General features: G+C 63.9%; 22 protein-coding genes. 17 read left to right on the top strand and 5 right to left on the bottom strand.

Going from position 1 to position 24,599, the window contains the following annotated elements; all coding sequences use genetic code 11:
* The first annotated feature begins 59 nt into the window (after positions 1-59).
* Genes IY716_RS07830 through IY716_RS14030 form a run of 8 tightly spaced genes read left to right on the top strand, consistent with a single transcriptional unit; the run spans position 60 to position 9,781 of the window.
* Positions 60-1,010 (top strand): fumarylacetoacetate hydrolase family protein, encoded by a 951-nt coding sequence (locus IY716_RS07830; protein ID WP_218220991.1) that lies wholly within the window; start codon positions 60-62, stop codon positions 1,008-1,010.
* Complete coding sequence (locus IY716_RS07825) at positions 1,007-2,014, top strand: cyclase family protein (RefSeq protein WP_218220990.1); 1,008 nt, start codon at positions 1,007-1,009, stop codon at positions 2,012-2,014. Before IY716_RS07830 ends, IY716_RS07825 begins: the two co-directional genes overlap by 4 nt.
* 26 nt (positions 2,015-2,040) lie before the next feature.
* Positions 2,041-3,174, top strand: a complete 1,134-nt coding sequence (locus IY716_RS07820) for an FAD-dependent monooxygenase (RefSeq protein WP_218220989.1) — start codon at positions 2,041-2,043, stop codon at positions 3,172-3,174.
* Positions 3,171-4,205: an amidohydrolase family protein gene (locus IY716_RS07815; protein ID WP_218220988.1), complete on the top strand. Its 1,035-nt coding sequence runs from the start codon at positions 3,171-3,173 to the stop codon at positions 4,203-4,205. Before IY716_RS07820 ends, IY716_RS07815 begins: the two co-directional genes overlap by 4 nt.
* A complete protein-coding gene (locus IY716_RS07810) occupies positions 4,202-5,176 on the top strand; it encodes a fumarylacetoacetate hydrolase family protein (RefSeq protein WP_218220987.1) in 975 nt (324 codons plus the stop codon). Before IY716_RS07815 ends, IY716_RS07810 begins: the two co-directional genes overlap by 4 nt.
* Before the next feature lie 24 nt (positions 5,177-5,200).
* A complete protein-coding gene (locus IY716_RS07805; protein ID WP_218220986.1) occupies positions 5,201-6,700 on the top strand; it encodes a DUF6379 domain-containing protein in 1,500 nt (499 codons plus the stop codon).
* On the top strand, positions 6,690-8,219 hold the full coding sequence (locus IY716_RS07800; RefSeq protein ID WP_218220985.1) for an MDR family MFS transporter: 1,530 nt from the start codon (positions 6,690-6,692) through the stop codon (positions 8,217-8,219). Before IY716_RS07805 ends, IY716_RS07800 begins: the two co-directional genes overlap by 11 nt.
* Positions 8,216-9,781 (top strand): GMC oxidoreductase, encoded by a 1,566-nt coding sequence (locus IY716_RS14030; RefSeq protein WP_218220984.1) that lies wholly within the window; start codon positions 8,216-8,218, stop codon positions 9,779-9,781. The genes IY716_RS07800 and IY716_RS14030 overlap by 4 nt, the downstream gene beginning before the upstream one ends.
* Here IY716_RS14030 and IY716_RS07790 read toward each other — a convergent pair.
* The 4 genes from IY716_RS07790 to IY716_RS07775 form a co-directional block, all read right to left on the bottom strand.
* Positions 9,761-10,708 (bottom strand): LysR family transcriptional regulator, encoded by a 948-nt coding sequence (locus IY716_RS07790; RefSeq protein WP_218220983.1) that lies wholly within the window; start codon positions 10,706-10,708, stop codon positions 9,761-9,763. The two genes, IY716_RS14030 and IY716_RS07790, sit on opposite strands and share 21 nt — an antisense overlap.
* A gap of 246 nt (positions 10,709-10,954) precedes the next feature.
* Complete coding sequence (locus tag IY716_RS07785; RefSeq protein WP_218220982.1) at positions 10,955-12,124, bottom strand: acetyl-CoA C-acyltransferase; 1,170 nt, start codon at positions 12,122-12,124, stop codon at positions 10,955-10,957.
* Entirely contained in the window at positions 12,121-12,771 is a 651-nt protein-coding gene (locus IY716_RS07780) for a CoA transferase subunit B (RefSeq protein WP_218220981.1), read from the bottom strand. Before IY716_RS07780 ends, IY716_RS07785 begins: the two co-directional genes overlap by 4 nt.
* A 4-nt stretch (positions 12,772-12,775) precedes the next feature.
* Entirely contained in the window at positions 12,776-13,420 is a 645-nt protein-coding gene (locus IY716_RS07775) for a CoA transferase subunit A (RefSeq protein ID WP_369699674.1), read from the bottom strand.
* A 207-nt stretch (positions 13,421-13,627) separates the two neighbouring features.
* On the opposite strand from IY716_RS07775, the gene IY716_RS07770 reads away from it, so the two are divergent.
* Entirely contained in the window at positions 13,628-14,395 is a 768-nt protein-coding gene (locus IY716_RS07770; protein WP_369699632.1) for an IclR family transcriptional regulator, read from the top strand.
* 522 nt (positions 14,396-14,917) lie between these two features.
* Here the strand turns inward: IY716_RS07770 and IY716_RS07765 are convergent.
* Positions 14,918-17,275: an FdhF/YdeP family oxidoreductase gene (locus IY716_RS07765; protein ID WP_218220978.1), complete on the bottom strand. Its 2,358-nt coding sequence runs from the start codon at positions 17,273-17,275 to the stop codon at positions 14,918-14,920.
* A 310-nt stretch (positions 17,276-17,585) separates the two neighbouring features.
* Here IY716_RS07765 and thiO point away from each other — a divergent pair, with 310 nt between their 5' ends.
* From thiO to IY716_RS07725, 8 genes are all read left to right on the top strand, one after another.
* A complete protein-coding gene (thiO, locus tag IY716_RS07760; RefSeq protein WP_255316468.1) occupies positions 17,586-18,869 on the top strand; it encodes a glycine oxidase ThiO in 1,284 nt (427 codons plus the stop codon).
* 117 nt (positions 18,870-18,986) lie between these two features.
* A complete protein-coding gene (gene thiS, locus IY716_RS07755) occupies positions 18,987-19,226 on the top strand; it encodes a sulfur carrier protein ThiS (protein WP_218220977.1) in 240 nt (79 codons plus the stop codon).
* 10 nt (positions 19,227-19,236) lie between these two features.
* Positions 19,237-20,052 (top strand): thiazole synthase, encoded by an 816-nt coding sequence (locus tag IY716_RS07750; protein WP_369699631.1) that lies wholly within the window; start codon positions 19,237-19,239, stop codon positions 20,050-20,052.
* A 14-nt stretch (positions 20,053-20,066) separates the two neighbouring features.
* Complete coding sequence (gene moeB / locus IY716_RS07745; RefSeq protein ID WP_218220976.1) at positions 20,067-21,248, top strand: molybdopterin-synthase adenylyltransferase MoeB; 1,182 nt, start codon at positions 20,067-20,069, stop codon at positions 21,246-21,248.
* A gap of 28 nt (positions 21,249-21,276) precedes the next feature.
* Positions 21,277-22,299 carry a carbohydrate kinase gene (locus IY716_RS07740; RefSeq protein ID WP_218220975.1) on the top strand — a complete coding sequence of 341 codons (1,023 nt, stop codon included), beginning with the start codon at positions 21,277-21,279 and terminating at the stop codon, positions 22,297-22,299.
* 4 nt (positions 22,300-22,303) lie between these two features.
* Positions 22,304-23,254 (top strand): HAD family hydrolase, encoded by a 951-nt coding sequence (locus tag IY716_RS07735; protein ID WP_255316467.1) that lies wholly within the window; start codon positions 22,304-22,306, stop codon positions 23,252-23,254.
* Positions 23,255-24,088: a glycerophosphodiester phosphodiesterase gene (locus tag IY716_RS07730; RefSeq protein ID WP_218220974.1), complete on the top strand. Its 834-nt coding sequence runs from the start codon at positions 23,255-23,257 to the stop codon at positions 24,086-24,088.
* Positions 24,089-24,221: 133 nt separating this feature from the next.
* Complete coding sequence (locus tag IY716_RS07725) at positions 24,222-24,599, top strand: PLD nuclease N-terminal domain-containing protein (protein WP_218220973.1); 378 nt, start codon at positions 24,222-24,224, stop codon at positions 24,597-24,599.

Raw genomic sequence — 24,599 nt, 5'->3', positions numbered from 1 at the left:
GGCGGCATGCGCAGCAACGTCGTGACAGTCAGCGGATGTGGAAGGAGCGAGTGAAATCAATGGATTGGAGTCTCGATGTCCCCTACGCACTCGTTCGTATGCGGGATGGACGCACTGGACTGATCCGAGACGGGGCCGTCCACCCACTCACCGAAGCTGAGTTGGGGGCGGGAAGCCTCAACGATTTCCTGGCCGACCCAGACTGGGATCACTTGGGCGACGTGGCGGCGGCGACGACGCAGTGGCACAGTCTCGACCAGGTTCAACTCGCCGCCCCGGTAGAGCCTCGTCAGGTGCTCCAGACCGGCGCGAACTACCGAGAGCACGTGATCGAGCTCGTGGCCGCCGGGCTCACCCAGGACGGCAGCCGGACTATGGAGGAAGCACGCGCCTTCGCTGCGGACCTGATGGACCGAAGGAAGGTCGAAGGCGAGCCGTACTTCTTCATCGGGCTGCCTGCCTGCGTAGTGAGTGCCGACGAGGTGCTGGAGCTGCCTCATTACAGCGATCAGCACGACTGGGAGCTGGAGCTGGCAGTGGTCATCGGGCGAGCTGCGTACCGCATCGAGGCCTCCGAGGCGAGGTCCCATATCGCTGGGTACACAATCGTCAACGACATCACCACGAGAGACCTCGTCTTCAGACAAGACATGAAGGAGATCGGCACCGACTGGTATCGCGCCAAGAACGCCCCCGGTTTTCTGCCCACCGGCCCGTACCTCGTGCCGGAACACTTCGTAGAGCCAGGGGATCTGGGAATTCGTCTGACCCTGAACGGAGAGTTGATGCAGGACTCTCGCACCTCCGACCTACTGTTCGACGTACCCACGTTGGTGGCGCACGCCTCACAGACGATGCCTCTGCTGCCCGGAGACCTGCTGCTCACCGGCAGCCCCGCCGGAAATGGCATGCACTGGGGTCGGATGCTGCGCGACGAGGATGAAATGGTCGGATCCATCGAACATCTGGGAAGCCAGATCGTCCGATGCCGGACCGAGGAGGACCGATGACTGGGAACCCTCACTCTCCCACCCGTCTTCCTCGTGAGCTCGACCGCCTGGCGCCAGAGCGAGAGATCGCTGAAGCCGCCAAAGCTTGCAGCAATTGGAACCGTTGGGGACAGGACGACGTACTTGGCACGTTGAACTTCATCGACGCCGCCAAGCGTGTAGAGGCCGCCGGACTCATCAGCGAGGGTCGCACGGTCTCCCTGGCCCAGCGTTTCGACATGGATGGACCGCAGAAGGGATGGCGCCGGCGGACCAACCCCGTCCACACGATGCTGGACACCGGAACCGACGCCGAACGGGGGGCTCAGGGCTTCCCCCATGGGATCGGGGGAGCCGACGATGTCGTCTCCATGCCTCTGCAGTGTTCTACGCAGTGGGATGGGCTGGGTCACATCTTCGACCATGGTCGGGCCTGGAACGGCCGTCGTGCCGGTGACGTGGTCACCAGTGATGGAGATCTTGTCACTGGCATCGAGCATGCGGCTGCAACCGTGGTCTCCCGAGGGGTCCTGTTGGACCTTGGTCGGCATCTGGAGCCGAAGACGGGTGCACTTGCCGACGGACATGCGATCACCGAAGAGGAGCTCAAGAGCTGCATCGCGGAGCAAGGAGCCACCAGTGATGTGCGCCGTGGAGACGTTCTCCTGGTGCGGACCGGCCAGTTGAGCCGGGTGGGGCCTGGCGCTTGGGGGGATTATGCGGGCGGACCCGCGCCGGGACTGTCGTTCACAACGGCGAGCTGGCTCCACCGTTCTGAGATCGCCGCGGTTGCGACAGACACATGGGGATTCGAAGTGCGACCCAACGAGTTTGACCAGGCATTCCAACCGCTTCACCAGGTGTGTATCCCCAATATGGGACTGACTATCGGAGAGATGTGGAATCTGGAGGATCTCGCTCGGATCTGTGCAGATGCAGGCCGATATGAGTTCTTCCTCTCCGCCCCGCCACTGCCCATCACAGGAGCTGTCGGCTCGCCCATCAACCCCATCGCCGTGCTGTGAGCGGCCTGAACCGAAGGAGTACCCCGATGTCAGCAGTCACCAATGTAGCCGTGGTCGGAGCCGGCGTCACCGGCCTCGCGGCGGCAATCGGACTCGCCCAATCGGGTGTCTCCGTCGATGTGTACGAAGCCGCGTCTGAGATGAGTACACGCGGATCCGGCATCACGCTGCAGGGAAACGCTTTGCGGGCCCTGCGCGCCCTGGGCCTCTGGGATCAGGTCCGGCAGAGCGGTTATCCCTTTGAGGGCCTGAAGCTACGAGCGCCCGGCCCCGCCGCCGATATCATCGCTGACCTGCCTGACGTCAAAACTGGCGGACAGGATCTGCCAGCGGCCATGGGGATGCCACGTGCTGACCTTGCACGCATCATGCATCGGGGGGCGATCGACGCTGGCGCCCGCGTCCATCTGGACGCACAGGTCACCCGGCTCGAGGAGAGCGGTACCGAGGTCCGACTTTCGGTGAACGGGGAGGACCGAGGAGGTTATGACCTCGTCATCGGGGCCGACGGACTGAATTCCACCGTTCGTAGAGAGCTGGGGATCACCGAGAAGCCTGAGCCGACGGGAATGGGAATCTGGCGCACCTTCGTCTCTCGGCCCGCGGAGGTGACTGAAACGCAGCTGTACTATGGCGGCCCCGTGTACATCGCGGGCTACACGCCTACCGGTGAAGACTCGATGTACGCATTCCTCGTGGAGAAGGCCCAGGACCGTACGAACGTCGACGATGCCGAGGCAATCCGCATCATGGAAGAGCTCTCTTCCGGCTACGGCGGACCGTGGGAGCATATTCGAACAGACCTCCGGCAAGGTGCCAAGGTTAATTACACCTGGTTCACCTCCCACATTGTCGAGGCTCCCTGGAACCGGGGTCGTGTGGTGATCCTCGGTGACGCGGCCCATAGCTGCCCCCCGACGATCGCTCAAGGTGCGGCGCAGGGGCTGGAGGACGCCACCGTGCTCACTGAACTCCTGACGGGGGCCGAGAAGCTCGATGACACGCTCTGGGACGCGTTCCACGACCGTCGGACTTCCCGAGCCGCCGCCGTGGTCGAAGCATCTGTACAGCTCGGACGCTGGCAGCTCGAGAGCGACCGCGAGGCGGACGCCCCTGGGCTCATCGTCGCCACGGCGAAGAAGATGGCGGTGCCAGCATGAGTGTCGACGTGCACGCCCATCTGCTGATGCCAGGTATCCAGGCAGAGGTGGAGCGTCGGGATCCAGAGGGTGCCGCGACTGCCGCCGTCCTGGAGGCCACCCGAAACGGGGCAGCGAGCCTCAGGACCTCGGCATCCATGATCGGTGAGCGCTTCGAGCAGTTGACAGCTCTCCAGGCTCGACTGGACACCATGGATGCCCAAGGTGTCGAGCGGCAGTGGGTGAGTCCTTCACCGAACCACTACTACCCATGGGCGGACGCTGAGTTGGCGGAGTGGGTCGTCTGCGAGGTCAACCGGCAGATCGGTCAGCATGTATCTGGTGCCCCGGAGAGGCTGATCGGCCTTGGACTGGTCCCGTTGCAGCATCCGGAGCTCATGGTCTCCTGCCTGGACGACGCTGTTGTCGAGAATGGCCTTGCTGGAGTCGAGCTTTCTTCCTTTGCTGGCGACGTGGAGCTCTCCGATGAACGGCTCGAGCCCTTCTGGGCCCGGGCTGAAGAACTCCAGGCGGTCGTCTTCTTACATCCCTTCGGCTGCAGCCTTGATGCTCGTCTCGACCGGTTCTACCTGTCAAACACGGTGGGTCAGCTCACCGAGAACGCGGTGGCTCTGTCCCATCTGATCTTCGCTGGGGTCTTGGATCGGCACCTGGGTTTGAAAGTGATCGCCGCGCACGGTGGTGGGTATCTCCCGAGCTCCATTGGACGCTCCGACCGGGCCTGGCACCTCCGACCGGAGGCTCAAGGGTGCGCCGAGCCGCCTTCGAGCTACCTGCGACGCCTATGGTTCGACAGCGTCGTGCACGACTCCGCAGCGCTGCGGCACCTGATCTCGATCGTCGGGGCGGACCGCGTCCTCATGGGCAGTGATTACCCGTTCGACATGGGTTGCGAGGATCCAGTCTCAGCCGTGCTGGCCGCAGACTTGGGCGACGATGAGACCCGCAGCGTTCTCAGCGAAAACGCAGCTGAACTGGTTCCCTTCTCGGGTGCCCTCGTCGACGTCGAGACCCAGGAGGCCAGTACATGAGACTGGGACGATGGTGGAATGACGGACGTCTCGAAGAAGGCTTCATTCGCGACGGGGGTGTCGTTCCCTTTCCGGGCGGCATCACGATGCGCCAACTCTTCATCGATGGGCTGGCTCTAGTCGACAGCGTCAGAGACCAGGTTGCGTCGGCGCCGCCGACACCCTTGCGTCAGGTGACGCTCACGTCTCCCCTCGAGCCCACTTCGGTGCGCGACTTCGTGGCCTTCGAGGAGCATGTCGAGGGGGTGAGCGCCGCCGTCGATGGCCGCAGCGAAGTTGTACCTGAATGGTACGAGGCCCCCACCTACTATTTTGCCAACCCGCACACGATTCTTGGTAGCGGAGATCTTTTACGGCCCCCGATGACAGACAGGTTGGACTTCGAGCTCGAGCTGGCTGCTGTGGTCGGCGGAGTCGCCGGTTCTAGCGGCGTGTCTCTAACCCCCGAGGAGGCGGACGGGCACATCTTCGGCTACGTCGTCATGAATGACTGGTCGGCCCGTGATCTGCAGAGCAGGGAGATGCGGGTGCGCCTCGGTCCGTGTAAGGGAAAAGACTTCGCCACCACCCTCGGGCCATGGATCGTCACGGCGGATGAGCTCCACCCCCGGCGCACTCCGGAGGGGCTGCTCCCACTGAAGGCCGAAGCGTTCGTCAATGGTGTGAGGGTCGGCCACGACACGTTCCTGCACATGGGATGGACATTCCCGGAACTCGTCGCCTATGCCTCGCGCGACTCTGTCGTCCGCCCCGGTGACGTCCTCGGATCAGGCACCGTCGGCAACGGGGGCTGTCTGGCCGAACTCTGGGGACGCAGCGGAGTGATGGAACCCCCGCCCCTGAAGCAGGGCGACGTGGTCACTCTGTGGGTCGAAGGCGTTGGAGAGATCACCAACATTGTTGGGCACGCCCGATCTGCACCGCCCCTCCGCAGCGCACGTTCCGTCGCACCTGCACGACACGAAACCTGAATCATCCATAAGGAGAAGCAACCCATGGCCACGCACGACGTTCTCATCACAGACTCAAGCCTCCACCCCCATGAGAAGGGGCTGGCGCTCGAACTGCAGCTACCGTGGTACCGCAGCCTCTGGCTTTCTTCGGTTCAGACAGTACGCGTCAGCGTGGATGGGGAAGCCGTCCCTGGCGAGGACCTGTACCTCGAGCTGGACGGTCAGACCTATCCGGTTCATGAACTGCCCGAACGGTGGGACGTCCTTTGGTTCGTAGGTGACCATCCCCTGCTCGTGATACCGCGGCTTGAGCCCTCCTCTGAAGGAACTGCCTACGAGATCGACCTCGCCATGGAACTCCGTCTGCCGTACATGCAGATTGCGCCGGGCAACGAAGAGAAGCCCGGGGTTTACGTGCCTAACCATGTCAGCGTCGCGCAGGAGATGGTCGTGACAGCTGACGGGGAGAGGCAGAACGGAGCATCACGGAACGCGTCTGCCATAGACCGGCCGGAAGTGCCACAGGAGAAGGCGGCCGGAAGTGTGGAGCTGCCGTTCGGGCTCGGGCTGACGTTGTATTCCGCCACCGCTGAGCTCGTCGCGGGATGGCTGGACATGGATTCGGTGTTAGACCGTGTTGCGAAGCTGGGGATTGGGCCCGGCATCGAGATCGTGGGCTCCCAGACGCTCCGGACCTATCCTGACGTCACCGACGAGTTCGTAGACCGATGGAGGGACACCTTCGATCGCTACGGCTTCACCGCGACTGCGTTCGGGGCAAATCTGGACATGGGGCGACGCAACGATCGGGACATGACTCCGGACGAGGAATTTGATTTCACGAAGCGGCTGTTCGAATCGGCCCACCGCCTGAGCTTCCCCTTGGTGCGCATCCAGTCTGCCAAACCTGAGCTGCTGCGTCGTTTGTTGCCCCTCGCGGAGGAGCTTGAGCTCAAAATGGCATACGAGATACACGCCCCGAATGGTCCGAATTCCGAACCCATCCAGCGAGTGCGCGAGCTTTACGAAGAGTTGGACTCGCCGCTACTCGGGTTCGTCGCGGACTTCTCCTCGACCATGCACAGCATGGCACCGACCCTCCTGCGCACTATGGGCCGTATGGGCCTCGACCAAAAGGCGCTGAATCGGCTTCAGGAGATCTGGGCGACTGACGAACCGATACAGTCCAGACAGGAGGAGTTCATCGAGTATCTAGGTTCTCGAGGAGTAGACCCCGCCACACTGGGCCCGTTCGCCCGACTGGCCTTCAATATGCAGGGACACGTCGACGTCGAAGAGTGGCGAGAAATTATGCCTCAGATCATGCACGTTCACGCAAAGTTCTACGACATAGACGAGAGGGGCCAGGAGCCCGCGATCGATTATCCCGAGCTCGTCCGGACTTTTTCGGACGCGGGCTTCCGGGGATGGTTCTCCTCCGAGTGGGAGGGCCACGCTTTTGCCGATCTGGGCGAAGTTGATTCGTTGGAGCTCGTCCGTCGGCAGCATGACCTCATACGGAGGAGCGCCCTTGCGTGGTGAACACGCTGTCCGGGACGTCGAACGCCTGTCGCCTTGGCGACTTCGCGTGGTGATCTTGACCCTCCTCGGGGCAGCGTTCCTGGGGGCGATCGACCACACGATCGTCTCCACGGCATTGTCGACGATCGCGGGAGAGCTAGGAGCCGTCGAGCAACTGAGCTGGATCGTCGTCTCCTACACGATGTCTGCGGCCGTCCTACTGCCCGTGCTGGGCCGGTTGGGGGATCGTTGGGGCGTTCGTAGAATCTTCGTCACCGGTCTCGTGATCTTCGTGACGGCCTCACTGCTGTGCGGGTTCGCCCAGTCATTGCCGCAGCTTGTGGCGGCACGGGTCATACAGGGCTCTGGAGCGGCCGCAATGCAACTGATGTCTCAGACGATCATTGCCTTTGTGGCGCCTCCCCAGCAGCGGGCCAAGTACCTGAGCATCGTGGGTGCAGCCTTTCCAGTGGCCATCGTCGTTGGACCAGTCCTTGGCGGTCTGATCACTGAGAACTGGGGGTGGCCCTGGATCTTCTGGATCAATGTCCCGCTCGGCGCCCTCGCTGTCCTTGGGGCTTGGGCCTTTATCCCTCAGATCTCCGGCGACCGAACTGTTCGTATCGACCCATTGAGTGTCCTGCTGTTCATGGTCTCCTCTGTCTCACTGATCCTCCTAATTACATGGTGGGGGGAGAGCGTCTGGCAACCGCAGGTGGGGGTAGCGGCTGTTGTCGTTCTGCTGGCCGGCGGCGCGTGGATCTTGCGAGAACGACGTCTTGAGCACCGGTTAATCCCGTTATCTGTGCTCACAGAGCGGGGCGTGGTGCTGGCGGCGATCCTGGCCGCCGTGATGGGCATCGGCTTCTTTTCTGTTGTGGCCTACGTCCCGACATACATACAGATGGCATTTCTGGTTCCACCGACCATGTCTGGGCTCGTCCCGATCGCCACGGTGTTCGGAATGCTGGTGACGTCGCTGGCGACAGGGTGGCTGGTTGGACGCACGGGGAGATACAGGAGATATCCCCTCATCGGTACAGCCATAGCGTCGATGGGCTTGCTTGCGATGGCGCTGATCCCGCCGTCGACATCATTGGCTGCGCCGATGGTCGCGATGGCGCTGGTCGGCATCGGCACGGGCTGTTTCATGAACATCATTGTCGCCGTTGCGCAATCGGCAGTGCCGGCAAGGGAGGTGGGTGCGTCTACGGCCGTGGTGAATCTGGTGCGCCAGGTGTGCGCGGCAGCCGGGGGAGGGTTCGTCGGAAGCATGATCGGCTCCGGGGTGGTCTCGCTTCTTCCGGATCGACTTGTTGAAGCTGGTCTGACTCCCGCGCAGCTCGCTGGCGCTAGCGAGGCGGACCAAGCAATGATCGCCTACGCATACGACGAGGTGCTCTCCACCGTCTTTTTTGCGCTCGCCGGCGTCTACGCCCTTGGGGTCGTAACTGCCGCCCTGCTGCCGCGGGACGCACTGGCAGCAACCGAAAACATGACCACTCGTGACTCAACAAAGGAATCGGACTCAAGGATATGAAGACCATCTGCATCGTCGGAAGCGGACCAATCGGGGCCACCTACGCGCGAATTCTCTTGGAGACCACCCCGGACATTCAAGTCATGATGTTTGAGGCTGGACCGCAGCTCACCTCCACTGCCGGAGAAAACGTGCGAAATCTGTCGGATCCCACGGCCAAGGCGGAGGCTAGGACGAAGTCACAGGGGCCTCTGGCTGGTGAGCATCGGGCAGCGCTTGGAATTCCTGAGGACACGGTCGTCGAAGGCAGCTTCACGGCACGTCAAGGAACTTTCCTGTTGGATTACGGGGGTAAGGGTGCAGTAGAGGCCACAGACTTCCCGGCTGCCGCCGCGTCGTCGAACGTGGGCGGTCAGGGCGTGCATTGGACCTGTGCCACACCTCGGCCTGCTGACAGTGAACGTGTCGCCTTTGTCGATGACAGTGAGTGGGGCGAGCTCCTGGATGTTGCCGAGGAGCTCCTCCATGTGCGCACGGCTCCCTTCGAGGATTCCCCGATAGCGAAGGCGCTGCAGAAAGTACTCGAACGCGAGTTCAACGATGAGCTTCCCGATGGGCGAGGCGTGAGCACCTTGCCAGTTGCAGGGGACCCGCAGCCAGATGGCTCCATGCGGTGGGCAGGCGTTGACGCAGTCCTTGGACCACTCATCGAGTCGTCGCATCCGCTCTCTCGCAGGTTTCGGCTCCGTGATCTGACGTTGGTCCGGGAGGTCCTCCATGAGGATGGGCGAGTTCATGGCGTGAAAGTTGAGGACCTGCGCACTGGGGAGACAGAGGACGTCGCTGCCGACGCCGTCGTGGTCGCAGCCGATGCCTTCCGCACTCCGCAACTCCTCTGGCACTCTGGGATCCGACCTCAGGCCCTTGGTAGGTACCTCACTGAGCATCCGGTAGTCGTGTCCACCGTCGCACTCGAGGGGGAGACTTTGCGGGAGTTCTTGACCGAGGAGCAACGAGACACTGAGCTCGCTCACCGCGCCCGTCACGCTGATCCCGTGGCGGCGGTCAAACGGATCCCATTCTCGGAGCCGGATCACCCATTCTCCGCACAGATTATGTACTCAGAAGAGCCTCCGTTTCGTCTGCCGGAAGACTCCCCGTTCTGCGGCAATCCTTGGGGTTTCGTCAATATGGGTTTCGGGCTGCGGAAGCGACCCCGTGTCGAAGATGGGGTGATATTCGACGACGAGCTCAAGGACTACCTCGGCTTCCCCAAGATGACCATCCGGTATTCACTCACCGATATCGAGGGTGCAGAGATCGAGGAAGCAACTCGTCGTCTCCGGCGGGCAGGGGCCGCCCTGGGCCATTTTGTGGCGGAGCCACGGTTGATGCCAGCAGGGTCCAGTCTGCACTACCAGGGCACCACGAGATTGGGGGAGGAAGACGATGGCGCCAGCGTCGCCGACCCCTGGTCGACAGTGTGGGGCTTCAACAACCTGTTCGTCGGCGGAAATGGTGTGATTCCCACCGCCACGAGCATGAACCCAACCCTCATGAGCGTGGCCCTGGCCGTACGAGGCGCTAGGCGCCTGGCGCACTCAGTCGGCGTCGAGCGCTGATTCCCTGGACGGTTCGACGTCCGCGGCGGCGTCCTGAAGCACTTCGCGGAACCAGCGGTGCTCCGGGTCGTCGTCGTACACGGGATGCCACCACAGGGCGGACATCACTGGCGGAACATCGAAGGGCAGTGGATGGAGCTCCAGACCGTGCAGTGGCAACCGCTCGGCTATCCCTCTATGCACCACAGCTAGCCGCTGCGTCCTCCGCACGAAGTTTGGCAGGGCAAGGAAGCTCTCAACCACAGCCTCGACTCGAAGTTCGAGTCCCAGATGTTGCATCTGGCGGTTGGCCGCAGTGAAGGCCGAGCGGGTCAGATAGGTTACTACCCACGGGCAAGCAGCAAGCATGTCCAAGGTCAGCTGAGCCGTGATGTGCGGGTTATCGGCCGCGGCGAGAATCACCCACTCGTCCTGCCACAGGTCGCAATGGGAGAGCCCGGACAGGAACCCGTGGGGAAGAATGATGCCGTCGACCGAGCGCAGCTGATGTGCCGCGTCCTCAACGATCGTCGGGTTGTGGAGACGCATGCGGACTCGGGCGTGAGGTGCTGTCTCCGCCATGCGCCGCGAAACCTGAGCCCCAATCATGGCAATTCCGTAGTCGGAGCCGTACAGGGAGAACTCGCGGGTAGATTGCGCGGGACGACGATGAGGCGTGAGCTCGAAGACCCTCTGGGCCGCCTCGAGGGCGGTCGTGGTGTGTTCCTTGAGGCGTTCAGCTAATGGCGTCAGGTGGTATGAATTCCCCTGGCGGGTCAGAATTTCATCGCCAAAATCTCGCCTGAGGCGCCCGAGGGAGGCGCTCAGTGCTGGCTGGCTGAGGTGAAGCCGTTCTGCTGCGCGAGTCACGCTCTTCTCCGTAAGGAGAGCGTCCAGGGCGACGAGTAGGTTGAGATCAAGACGAGAGACCCGTTCATGAGCACCCATGATCTACGCCACCTCCTGATGCCGACGATGACCGATGCTATCAGTGTCCTGCAGAGGGAGAGTGCCGCGAGTTTGACGCAGCTGGTTTTGATCATCTCCGCCCACTTGCGTGCCCCGTGCGACTGTTGCTGATATTTCCTCCCGTCTTAGAATTACGAGCACGGTTCCACGTCGGGGACTGGTGTTCTATGGCAGTCGGAAATAACTAGATCCGGTCTCAACCAACCCGCAGGGAGCTGGTTTTTTTCACGACGCTCGCAAGATCACCGCGCTGCCCTGTCCTCCGCCCCCGCAGATTCCTGCCGCGCCGAGAGCTCCGGAACCTGTCTCTGCCAGCTGCCGGGCAAGGGTGCCGATTAGACGAGCGCCTGATGCGCCGATCGGGTGGCCAAGCGCTATCGCGCCACCCTTCGGGTTGACGATCGAGAGGTCGACCCCCAGGGACTCGGTCGACTGGACGGCGACCGCTGCGAAAGCTTCATTGATCTCCACGACCGCCAGGTCGGAGGGCGTCAGATGCGTTCCGGCCAACGCTGCGCGGATGGCATCGGCAGGTTGATCATGCAGCGCTACTCCCGGCCCCGCCACCATGGAGTGGGAGATCACCTCTGCCAGTGGCGTGATTCCGAGAGTTTCTGCTGCCTTGGGACTGACAAGAACCAGTGCAGCCGCACCGTCGGTGATCTGAGAGGAGTTCCCGGCGGTGATGGTGCCTTCACGGCTGAAGGCCGGACGCAACTTGTTCAGAGTCGCCATCGTGGTGTTGGGTCGGACTCCGTCGTCGGATGAGACGAGGACTTCGCCCTTTCGGGTGACCAGCGTGTAGGGGGAGATCTCTGCGGCGTGGAAAGACTCTGCGGCTGCGGCGAGCCTGTGTGAACGGGCGGCCCACTCGTCCTGAGCCGTTCGGGAGATTCCTCTGGTCGTATTCCCATCTTCGGTAGAGGAACCCATAGAGCGCTTTTCGAAGGCGTCGGTGAGACCGTCCAACTCGAGGGTGTCGACCATCTCGATGGCTCCGTACCGGGTTCCTGCCCGTGCCGTCTGCGCGTGGGGGGCGAGCGACATGGATTCCTGCCCGAGAGCAACCACCACGTCCGCCTCTCCTGCAGATATCAGGCGTTCTCCGGCAGTCACAGCCTCCATGCCCGACAGGCATACCGCGTTCACCGTCATCGACGGGGTCCTGAAGCTGATCCCAGCCCCGACCGCGGATTGTCGGGCCGGGTTCTGCCCGGAGCCCGACTGAAGCACCTGCCCGGCGTAGACCCGCTGGACGATCTCCGGCGAGATCCCAGCGCGCTCAAGCGCTGCGGTTGTCGCGTGGGCCCCCAGCATGGTCGCGGGAACTGAAGCCAGTCCACCGTTGAAGCGGACGAAGGGGGTGCGGGCATAGCCAGCGATCAGCGCGCTCATAGGGCTACCCCATCTTCGAGGTCAACTGTGAATTTCGCGCCCGTGGTCTTCTTCAGCGACTCGATGTCCTCACCAGGAGCCACGGCTCGCAGTATGAGCTTCGAATCGATGATGTCGAAGACCCCCCGGTCCGTAATGATCCGATCGACTACACCGGATCCAGTCAGGGGCAGGTCGCAGCGCTCAACAATCTTCGGGGAGCCGTCTTTGGTCAGGTGGTCGGTGATGACGATGACTCGGGGGGCACCCACGACGAGGTCCATTGCCCCTCCCATGCCCTTGACGAGCTTGCCAGGGACGGTCCAGTTCGCCAGGTCGCCGTTGGCAGATACCTGCAGAGCGCCGAGGATCGCAGTCTGGACGTGACCGCCCCGGATCATTCCGAAGGAGGTGGCCGAATCGAAGTAGCTGCCACCAGGAAGGAGAGTCACCGTTTGTTTGCCGGCATTGATCAGATCGGCGTCCTCTTCACCCTCGTAAGGGAACGGCCCCATTCCCAGCAACCCATTCTCGCTCTGCAAGGTGACGCGCACCCCTGAAGGTAGGTTGTTAGCTACCAGTGTCGGGATGCCGATCCCGAGGTTCACATACTGGCCGTCGGTCAGCTCGTTCGCAGCGATGGCCGCCATTTCGTCTCGCGTCCACATGGTTCTAGACCTCCTGTCGGACACGCACGGTCCGCTTTTCGATGTCCTTGGTCTGATCGGCGGCGACGAGACGCTGTACGAAGATCCCCGGCGTGTCCACCAGGGAGGGGTCCAAGTAGTCCTGCTCCAGCATTTCGGCCTCAGCAAGAGTGATGCGCCCAGCCATCGCGACCAGCGGATTGAAGTTCCGCGATGTCATCCTGTAGCTGAGGTTGCCCTCCGCATCAGCTCGATGTGCGCGCACCAAAGAGAGGTCGGCGATGATCCCTCGTTCCAGGACGGAAACCCTTCCGTCGAACTCGCAGGTGGGTTTGCCTTCTGCAACAGGAGTGCCCACACCAGTAGGCGTGTAGAACGCAGGGATCCCGACGCCTCCAGCTCGCAGTCGTTCGGCCAGTGTTCCCTGCGGGACGAACTCGACCTCAAGATTTCCGTTCAGAAACTGTTTCGCGAACAGCCTGTTCTCACCGACATATGAGGCAAGCACCTTCGAGACCTGGCCGTTCTCTAGCAGCAGCCCGAGCCCCTTGCCATCCACACCCATGTTGTTCGAGACGATCGTCAGGCCTGTCGCACCTGAGTCCCGAAGTGCGGTGATAAGACGGGTGGGTATGCCGCTGAGTCCGAAGCCTCCCACTGCAATGGTCATGCCATCCTGCACAACCGAAGTGAGCGCCTCGGTGGCGTTTTCCCTGATTTTGCTCGACAAAGTGTCTCCCTCCGTCCACAACGCGGACGCTTCCGTTCGTAGGGAGAACCTAGCTAGTAGTCTTTAATGAAGGCAACGAGGGAGTGCCGATAGCCCCTATATTGGTCGTTGCATGGCGAATTCGGACCTTGACGTCATAATATGAACATGTCCAGTTCCATTCCGGGCGCGCAAATGGTCGGTCGCCTCGCGAAAGTTCTCCGTGCGGTCAGCACGTCGATGCCAGAAGGCAGTTCCACGATTCAGATAGCCCGAGTTGTCGATCTGCCACGCCCCACCGTGCATCGTCTGCTCAGTGCCCTCACCGAAGAGGGGTTCTGCGACCATGACCATCGGAAGGGGTTGTGGTTGCTGGGCCCGGAGGTTTACCTCATGGGAGCTGTGGCGGCGGAGCGCTACGACATCACCTCGATTGCTCGCCAGCACGTCGAAGCACTGGCGGACGCTACAGGAGAAAGCGCGTTTCTCTCAGCGAGACGAGGGGATGAGACTGTCTGCCTGCTCAGGCAGGACGGTTCTTTTCCAATCCGCTCCTTCGTCCTCTACGAGGGCAAGCGATTCCCACTGGGAGTGGCCTCGGCAGGATTGGCGATCCTTTCGTTCCTTGATGGGGATGCGATTGATCGGTATCTCGCGAACCACAGCCTGGTGGTTGAACATGGTGAGAGCCATGATGTCGATACTCTCCGGCAACGGATCGTCCAGACCCGAACGCACGGTTGGTCACTGAACCCGGGACTCATCGTGGAGGGAAGTTGGGGAATGGGTGCGGCAGTCTTTGACCCGTCAGGGCAGCCGGCCTGGTCCTTGAGCCTCACAGGGATCGAATCGCGCTTCTCCGCAGCGCGGCGTCCTGAGATGGGGAGGCTTCTGTTGCGTCATGCTCACGAACTCACTAAGAAGCTGTGCCATTGATGGAGTGGAGCATCGTGTGAGTCGAATCGATTCCAGGCCTCTCTGGAGCATGCAGCTGAGGTCTGCGATCTGCATACCGTCCGTGATGCTGCATCGGCGGTTCAGCCCCGCCCCTAAGTAGTAGATCCGAGGGGTCCTACTTGGCAGCTATGGAGTGGTAGGACGGATTTCTCGGGCCATGGGTCACGCCAAGACTTCGATGACTCTAGACGGTTGCGGGCATCTCGCACCTGCTGGTCTGGCCCCGTCAATGGCGAGGATCGACGAGCGCGTCTCGCCGCATGAGTCTGACCAAATGCACTCCACGTGCGCGCCAGTGCTCGGTTGGCCTAAATCTGACTAGGAGTGATGAGCCCATCAGAACTGCTTCCCAAGCAGACGACGCGGGTTCGATTCCCGTCGCCCGCTCCGCTGAACATCAGGACTGGGAGAGAACCAGCGCAAGTCCTGAAACGCGCAAAACCGCTGATCAGGGCCCTTCCTAGGTTCACCTAGGAGAGCCCTTCTTGTGTCTGTGTGAGCTCAGACCGTGGCAGGCATGTCCTCACGCTTATTCTCCTCGCCGCTGCCGCCGGCGGGTCCGTCTCCGGCTGGCTCTATCCGGATGATCACGCCCTTCGAGACGGGCGTATTGCTGCCTTGGACGGTGTCATCCAGCGGCACCAGGACATTGCCTTCGGGGTAGTACACGGCGGCGCAGCCCCGGGCCGTCGGGTAGGACACGAGGCGGAACTTTCGCAGCATGCGGTCCTTGCCGTCAGCGTACTCACCGTGGACGTCGACGAGGTCTCCGTCGCTGAAGCCCAGCTGCGCGAGGTCCTCAGGGTTCACGAAGATCACGTGCCGGCCCTTCTTGATCCCGCGGTACCGATCGTTATAGCCGTAGATGGTGGTGTTGAACTGGTCATGTGAACGCATGGTCTGCAGGATCAGTCGATCGGGTGGGCAGTCCAGGAGGTCCAGCTCATTGACGGTCATGATCGCTCTGCCGCTGGGGGTGTTGAACGTCCGGGAATCACGTGGTCCGTTCGCCAGCAGGAAGCCGTCCTTCTCCCGGATCCGTACGTTGTAGTTCTCGCATCCCGGGACTACATGCGAGATGTGGTCGCGGATGAGGTCGTAGTCGCCCTCAAACCCACTCCAGTCAGCTGCCACGCGGCCGTCAAGGGTCGCGTGTGCAAGGCGGCTGACGATGGCGATCTCGGAAAGCAGGTTCGGTGCCACCGGTTCGACTCTGCCTTCGGAGGAATGGACAGCGCTGACGGTGTCCTCCACTGAGACGAACTGCGGACCGGACGCCTGCACGTCGATTTCGGTGCGGCCCAGAGTCGGGAGTATCAGGGCTTCCTGCCCGACCACCGTGTGGGAGCGGTTCAGCTTGGTGGAGATCTGGACGTTCATCTCCAGGTTCTGCATGGCGGACTCGGTCGCTGCGGTGTCAGACATCGCGGCCGCGAAGTTGCCTCCCAGGGAGAGGAAGAACCTGATGTCGCCCTCGCGCATTCCTCGCACGGCGTCGACCGAATCGACACCGTGCTCACGCGGAGGGTCGAACGAGAACTCACGCCCGAGCGCGTCGAGAAACGAGGCCGGCATCTGCTCCCAGATTCCCATCGTGCGGTCACCTTGGACGTTGGAGTGCCCGCGAATCGGTGACGCCCCCGCTCCAGGTCGGCCGAAGTTTCCACGCAGCAGGAGCAGATTGATGATCTCCTTGATCGTGCCGACCCCGTTCTTCTGCTGCGTGACGCCCATCGCCCAGGTGATGATGACCGCCTCAGCATTGATGTACCGCTGGGCAAGCTCGTCGATCTCTTCGGAGCGCAGTCCTGTCGCCTCCAGCACGGTCTCTTCGTCCAGCTGGGACAGGTGTTCGCGCAGCTCGTCGAGCCCTTCACAGTGCTCGGCGATGAACTCGTGGTCGAGCACGCTGCCGGGGCTGTTCTCCTCTGCTTCGAGCACACGTTTGGACACTGCCTGGAGCAGCGCCATGTCTCCGCCTGCTCGGATCTGCAGGAACTGATCCGCCAGATCCGTGCCCCGGCCGATGACTCCCTTGGGCTTCTGCGGGTTCTTGAACCGGCGCAGTCCGGCCTCAGGCAAGGGGTTGACGGCGACGATCTGGCCGCCATTCTCCTTCTGCTTCTCCATGGCACTGAGCATGCGCGGGTGGTTGGTCCCCGGATTCTGACCGATCAGGATCAGCAGATCGCAGTGGAGGAAATCGTCGTAGGACACCGTCGCCTTGCCGACGCCGATGGTCTCTCCCATCGCCACCCCGGATGACTCATGGCACATGTTCGAACAGTCGGGCAGATTGTTGGTTCCGAATCCGCGGATGAACAGCTGGTAGATGAACGCCGCCTCGTTCGAGGCGCGGCCACTGGTATAGAACGCGGCTTCGTCGGGGGACGAGAGGCTCTTGAGCTTCGCAGACACGATCCTGATCGCTTCGTCCCAGCTCACGGGCCGATAGTGATCGTCGCCGGCGGCCTTGTAGACCGGTTCAGTGAGTCGTCCCTGCATCCCCAGCCAGTACTCGGAGCGCTCACGCAGTTCGCTGATCGAGTGTTCAGCCCAGAAGTCCGAGGCGACCGTGACCGGTGTGGCTTCCCAGGTGACGGCCTTGGCCCCGTTCTCGCAGTACTCGAACGTGCTCCGGTGGCCAGAGGGGTCCGGCCACGCGCAGCTCATGCAGTCGAATCCCTGCTTCTGGTTCATTGCGAGTAACGTCCGCGCGCTGCGCTCGATGCCCATGTGTTTGAGCGCGGGCTGCATCGAGTGGTAGACGCCCGGCATTCCGGCCGCCCAGTCCTTGGGCTTGTCGACTTCGAGATTGTTCTCGTCGGCTTCATCGACGGGAGGGTTCGAGCGAGTCATGAGATGACCTTTCCGGAAGACATTCAGCGTCGAGTTGTTCTCCGTCAAGCGGTGTCGCGCGAGAGCCGGCGCTTCAGCACCTTCATCCTGTCAGACGATGGGTGCACGGAGAAGACCTTGCTCTGCCTGTCCAGATGCATCGCGTCGCGCCAGCAACGCCAGGGGGACCGCCCGGAGCCTTAGGATGGACTGGTTGTGGACGTCTGTGTGGCCAGCCCATCCGGGCCGTCCCGCGTGCCGGATTCACAGCTCATGCGAACGTGACAGGCGGTATCGGAGATACTGCGCAGTGAACTGCAGCAGGAGTGAAATGTCATCTGACGCTGCTTCCCCAGCAGGGGACTCGGGTTCGGCTCCCGTGACCCTCTCTGGGCACACCGGAGTGGACACAGCCGTGATCGGCGCGGGCGTGGTCGGGCTGCTGACCGCCTGGCAGCTGCGTCTGGCAGGCCACGACGTCACCGTCATTGCGCCGGACATCGCCCAGGACGCCTCGTACGCCGCCGCCGGCATGCTCGCTCCCATCAGCGAGGTCCAGTACGGCCAGGACGAACTTTGGCCCATCATGACAGCCTCTCGGACGGAGTATCCCCAGCTTCTGGCCACCCTGTCCCGAGCCACCGACGTGCCCACCGGCTACCGGGAGAATGGCACCCTGCTGATTGCGGCCGACCGCTCCGACCGGGACGCCGTGGCCGAGCTTGCTGTGCTTCAGCGCGAGCACGGCATGGAGGTCACCGCGCTGACCAGCTCCACCCTGCGACGTCGTGAGCCGGCCCTGGCCCCGGCCATCTCCAAGGGCTGGGATGTCCCCAGCGACCACCAGATCGACCCGCGACAGCTCGTAGCCGCGGTGCGCGCCGCACTCGACGCCGACCTGGATCCACGGGACTTCCCAGAGGCCGGGGAGCCCGCCCAGTGGCTCACCGCGTCGGTCACCGCGGTGGAAGAGGTGCCCGGTGGATCACGCGGGTTCACCGTCACCACCGACGACGACCTCGCCCGCCCGTTCTCCGCCGTCGTCCTTGTGCCGGGCCTGGGCTATTCAGCGATCCGCGGACTCCCGGAGACCTGCCCGCTGGACCTGCGCCCCATTCACGGCGACGTCCTCCGGCTGCGCGTGAACCCCGCCCAGCTGATGCCCGGGGAGACTCACGTCCTCGACGCGACCGTCCGCGCCAAGGTCAACGGCCGTTCCGTCTACCTGGTCCCACGGGCCGATGGTGGGCTGGTCATCGGGGCATCCTCCCGGGAGGACAGTCTCACCGGCACCCATGCCGGGTCGGTCCAGGAGCTGCTCAGCGACGCCGTGGCCGTGCTCCCCGGAGTCAAAGACATGGAGCTGACCGAGATCACCACCCGGGCCCGCCCCGGCACTCCCGACGACCGCCCGTACCTAGGTGCCCTTCGACCTGGCCTGGTGGTCTCCACCGGCTACTCCCGGCACGGGATCCTGCTCGCCCCGCTGGCCGCCCGGCTCGGGGCCGCGCTGCTCGATCATTCGCTCGCCGGCACACCAGCACCGGTCGCTCCGCTGACCGCAGCCGACGAGCAGCTGCTGGCCAGCATGAGCTTGACCCGGGGCAGGTCCTGACTCACTAGACTGGTCACGGCCCGCGCTCGCAGGCCCGAGGCCTGGATCGGACCAGGAACACGCGCGGCCCGTGCCGTGTTGTGCCAAGACCACCCGCACCAGATGACGTGGAGAATCATGCTCACCGTCCGCATCAACGAAGATCATGTGAAGCTGCCCGAGAACGCCACGGTGGTCGACGCCGTCGCGCAGACCATCGGACGCAGCCTCAACCCCGACGGCACCCCCGCCGACGGCGGTCGGCTCGGCGTCGCCGTCGCGCTGAACGCCGCAGTGGTTCCCCGCAGTCGCTGGTCAGCCACCACGCTGACCGGAGGCGAAGAGATCGAGATCGTCACTGCCGTCCAAGGCGGCTGAGGAGAGACCTATGAGCACAGCACCCGGCATCAAGTCAGAGATGCTTCCTCCCCTGCAGGTCGGGGACTACACCTTGGAGAACCGGCTCATCATGGGCACCGGCGGCATCACCGACCTCGACGCCCTCGAGCGAGCCCTGGTGGCCTCCGGCACCACGCTGACCACCGTCGCGATGCGCCGCTACAGCGCCGAGACGAAGACCTCGGTGTTCTCCATGCTGCAGCGCCTCGGCATCGACATCCTGCCCAACACCGCAGGCTGCTACACGGTCAAAGACACCGTGCTCACCGCCGAACTGGCGCGTGAAGCCCTGGAGACGAACCTGATCAAGGTCGAGGTCATCGCCGATGAGCACACCCTGCTCCCCGATGTCATCGAGACGCTGGAGGCCACGGAGCAGCTCGCCGACCGAGGCTTCACCCCCATGGTCTACACCTCCGACGACCCTGCTGTCGCGCTGCGCCTGGAACAGGCGGGCGCCGCCGCGGTCATGCCGCTGGGCGCTCCCATCGGCACCGGGCTGGGCATCCTGAACCGGCACAACATCGAGCTCATCACCTCCCGTGCAGGGATCCCCGTGGTCCTGGACGCCGGGATCGGCAGCTCCTCTGAGGCCGCGCTGGCCATGGAGCTCGGCTGCGACGCAGTGCTGGTCGCCTCCGCCGTGACCCGCGCCCAGCACCCGACCGAGATGGCCACTGCGATGCGCCTGGCGGTCCACGCCGGTTACCTCTCCGCCCGCGCCGGGCGGATCCCGCGTCGCGAGCACGCCCAGGCCTCCTCCGCGATGGATGGCCGTATCTCCCCGATCGACGAACTGACCTGAGGACCCACGCACCGATGAATGATCTCTCCCAGTTCTCCGCCTCCCAGATGGAACGGTTCCAGCGGCACTTCTCGCTGGAGGGCTTCGGCATCGAGGCCCAGGCCAAGCTGCTGAACTCTCGCGTCGTGGTGATCGGCGCCGGCGGTCTCGGTGCGCCCATTCTGACCTACCTGGCCGCTGCCGGCGTGGGCACCATCGATGTGATCGACCATGACGTGGTGGACCGCTCCAACCTGCACCGGCAGGTGATCCACTCCGAGGACAGCATCGGTGAGCCCAAGACGGCCTCAGCCGCCGCCGTCATGCGCGGCCTGCACCCCGAGATCGTCATCCACGAGCACCGGGAGCGGATCACCGCGGCCAACGCGCTGGAGCTCATCGCCGAGGCGGACATCGTGGTCGACGGCTCGGACAACTTCGCCACGCGCTACGTGGTCGCCGACGCCTGCGAGATCGCCGACAAGCCGATGGTCTCCGGATCCATCCTGCGCTTCGCCGGACAGGTCAGTCTCTTCTGGGCGGGACACGGCCCGACCTATCGCGACCTCTACCCTGAGGCGCCCGACGCCGGGGAGGTCCCTACCTGCGCGCAGGCTGGCGTGCTCGGCGTGCTGCCCGGTGTCATCGGCTCGATCATGGCCACCGAGACCATCAAGTTCCTCACCGGGATCGGCCGCACCCTGCTGGGCCGCGTGCTCACCTATGATGCGATGAACTCGAGCTTCCGTGAGATCACGCTGCATCCGGACCCTGCTCGGGAACCCGTCACCACTATCGGCGCCGATGTCACCGGGCTCGGCGGATTCAATCCAGACCCGGAGCCGGTGGTCGAGGACCTCGAGTTCAACCCCTACACCGGGGAGCCTAAGCTCGCCGACGAACTGAGCCCCGCGCAGCTGCGCGAGCTCATCGACGCCGGTCAGGTCGGTGGCATCCTCGACGTGCGGGAGCCCTGGGAGCATCAGATGGGCACCATCGAGGGGGCGGTGAACCTGCCGCTGAGCGGTCTGCTGGGCGGCGTGACAGCGGACGACGCCGCCTCTTCCGGACTCGAGCAGACTCCCGGAAAGCCGGTGGTGCTCTATTGCAAGATCGGCGTCAGGTCTCGGCAGGCTCTTGAGCTTCTGCGCGAGCGGCACCCGCAGGCGGATCTGCGCAACCTGATCGGTGGCTACGAGCTCTACAAACAGCTCTGAGTACGGGGGCGTGCGGTAGTTTAGTGGGGTGAGTTCATACCTAGCGGTCATCGGCGAGTGCTTGGTCGATGTCGTCCAGTCCGAGACATCTGCCCCCAAGGCGCACGTCGGGGGCTCACCGTTCAACGTGGCGGTAGGGCTCGCCAGGTTGGAGCACGAGGTCGTCTTCGCCGGTCGCCGCGGTGACGACGAATATGGACGCATGATCGCGCGCAGTCTCCGGGCCCAGGGCATCACCGCCCTGCTCGAGGCGGACGCCTCTCCGACCTCCGTAGCGCGGGCCACGCTGGATCCCACCGGGCAGGCCAGCTACGAGTTCACCCTGGACTGGACGCTGCCCAGCGCCGATGAGCTGGAGGCGAAGTTCTGCACCCTCGCCAGCCAGAGCGGCCAGAGCGGGACTGCCACCGAAGGCCAGCACTCCCAGAATCAGGACTCCCAGAATCAGGACTCCGGCCCGCTGGAACACCTGCATGCAGGCTCCATCGGGGCGATGCTCCAGCCGGGCGCCGAGACCGTCAAGAACGTGATCGACCGCGCGTACGCCGTCGCCACGGTCTCCTATGACCCGAACTACCGGCCCACCCTGGTGCCCAATAGGGATGAGGCGCGCCGCCAGGCGGAGGAGTTCATCTCTCGCGCCGACATCATCCAGGCCTCCACCGACGATCTCGACCTGCTCTACCCCGAGCGCAGCCACCGCGAGACCATGGACGCCTGGCTGCAGATGGGCCCCTCGCTGGTCACCGTCACCCGAGGACCCTCCGGCGCAATGGGCCTGACTCGCGCTGGCTTTGCGGAACAGGAAGCCTTCTCCGTCGAGGTCGCTGACACGGTGGGCGCGGGCGACTCCTTCATGGCGGCCACGCTCTCCACGCTGCGCGGCATGAACCTCCTCGGCGCCGCACGTCGTCCGGCGCTGCGCGAGATCACCACCGACCAGCTCAGCACCGTGCTGCGCACCGCAGCACGTGCCGCCGCCATCAACTCCTCACGCTTCGGGGCTCAGCCGCCGACCGCCGATGAACTCGACCACGCCCTCCGGGACTGACCCCATGACCGAACTCTCGCTTCCCGCGTCCACCGCAGCGCTCGGAGAGGTGCAGCTGATCGCCAGCGACATCGACGGGACCATTCTCAGCTACACCCATACCCAGACCGGCTCCGTCTCCGCCAGGACCGTCGAGGCGTTCCAGGCGGCTCAGACCGCCGGGATCCGCGTGGTGCTGGTGACCGGCAGGCCAGTGCGCTGGCTCAGGCACATCAGTGCCACCCTCGGCGAGCCGGGCACGGTCATCGCCTCCAACGGAGCAGTCATCTACGATCTCGCCACTGACCGGGTGGTGCATGAGACGGCGCTGGAGGCAGCCGCGCTGTTCACCGTGAAGGACATCATCTCCGAGATCGACCCTCAAGCCTCCTTCGCCGCAGAGACCCTTGAGCACCTCCACATGGAGGAGCCGTTCATCGCTGGCTCGCTCTTCTTCGAAGCGGACCGACGCCGTGCCGCCGGTGTCACCGAGGAGGAGCTTCGGCTCGGCCCCCTGGACGAGACCCTCGAGCGCGAGGCGCTGACCCACGCGGCACAGACCCCGGGCAGCGATGTCACCAGCGCCCACGTGACCGACCGAGTGGTGAAGCTGCTCTGCAAGACCGAGGCCATGGCGCCGGATGAGTTCCTCGGCAGGGTCCAGGCGGAAGTGGGAGACCTGCTCACCGTGACGCACTCGGCTCCCGGGATCAGTCTGCTGGAGCTCTCCGCGCAGGGTGTGAACAAGGCCTCCGGTCTGGCCCGGTATGCCGCCAGCCATCAGATCGACCGCGATGGTGTGATCGCCTTCGGGGACATGCCCAATGACATCGAGATGCTGCGCTGGGCAGGCACCTCCTGGGCCGTAGGCTCTGCACATCCGCTGGCCCGGTCCGCCGCGAACTACACCGCGGCCTCCTGCGACGACGACGGCGTCGCCCAGGTCATCGAACAGCTCCTCGCCGGTGAGCTGTAGATGGCCACGCCCTACCGTCGGCACACCTATCGCGAGATCCCATATCTGCTGAACTCCCGGCCGGGTCCGCTGCACCACAGCCCGCTCGCCTTCGCTCACCGCGGAGCCGATCCGCGCCGAGAGAACACCATGGGCGCCTTCCGGCGTGCGGTCGACCTGGGGTATCGGTATCTGGAGATCGATGTGCGCACCTCGGCCGACGGCACACTGGTGGTCTTCCATGATGAGGAGCTCGATCGGGCGACCACTGGCACCGGGAGGCTGAGCGAGAAGACCTGGCGAGAGCTCTCCGAGCTCCGTGTCGGAGCCGAGGGAGAGTTCACCGAGGAGCTGGTCCGCTTCGAAGAGCTGCTGACCACCTGGGAGGACGTCCACTTCAACGTGGACCTCAAGGACGCGGAGTCCGTCCCCGAGTTCACCCGCATCGTGGAGGAGCATCAGGCCCACGACAGGGTGCTCGCCGCGAGCTTCAATGACGCCCGTCGGCACCGCGTGCGCAGACTGCTCTCCCGCCCGGTGGCCACCTCGGGGGGCTGGGCGGCCACGGCGCTGATCGTGCTGCTGGGCCCGCTGGGATTGATGCGCCGGCTCACCGGACGGATCGCCGAGATCGACTGTGTGCAGGTCCCGATCTCGCAGGGGCGCATCCGGGTGGTGACCCCAAGGTTCGTGCAGCGTTGCCACCGGGCGGGCCTGCAGGTCCACGTCTGGGTGGTCGATGACCCCGCCCAGATGCATGAGCTGCTGGACATGGGAGTGGACGGCCTGATGACCGACGACGCCGAGGCCCTTGCCGGCGTCATGCGCGAACGCTCGGTCTGGCCGCAGCGCTGACCCCAGGTCCTCCTGGTCAGTTGAGCAATCCGGTACGAACGTCGCGACCGGATTACTCAACTGACCAGGACAGGCTCAGGATCTGGTCCTGCAGTATGAGGACACCCCTAGCGCCGGCTTCTAGACTGGAGCCGTGAATCCTCCAGTCCTCTCCGCCATCGGCCGCCTGCTCTCGGACGGCAACTCCGTGTGGGCCTGGGCGATCGCGGTGGCCGCAGTAGGCCTGCTGGTCGCCGCGCTGATGGTCCTGGTCCAGGACAAGGCGCTTCCGCCGCATAGGGGAGCCATCTGGGCCGTGGTGATCTTCGCGCTGCCGATCTTCGGACCCGCTGCCTACCTTGGCTGGGAGACCATCCGATTCCGCCGCGAACATGGCCGCGACGAAAAGGGCCCTGTGGAGAAGTACGCCCCCGAAGAAGTGGCGCAGCGCAGAGAGGCCGCCCGGACCAAGGAGCAGCCCGACCAGTCTGACCACCCGCGCCATTCGAACCATCCGCACCAGCCGGGCTGA

It is taken from the genome of Nesterenkonia sp. Act20 (genome assembly GCF_019173455.1).
Lineage (GTDB): Bacteria > Actinomycetota > Actinomycetes > Actinomycetales > Micrococcaceae > Nesterenkonia.
The sequence above is the reverse complement of the archived record's forward strand: the minus strand, read 5'-3'. Positions and strand labels throughout refer to the sequence as shown.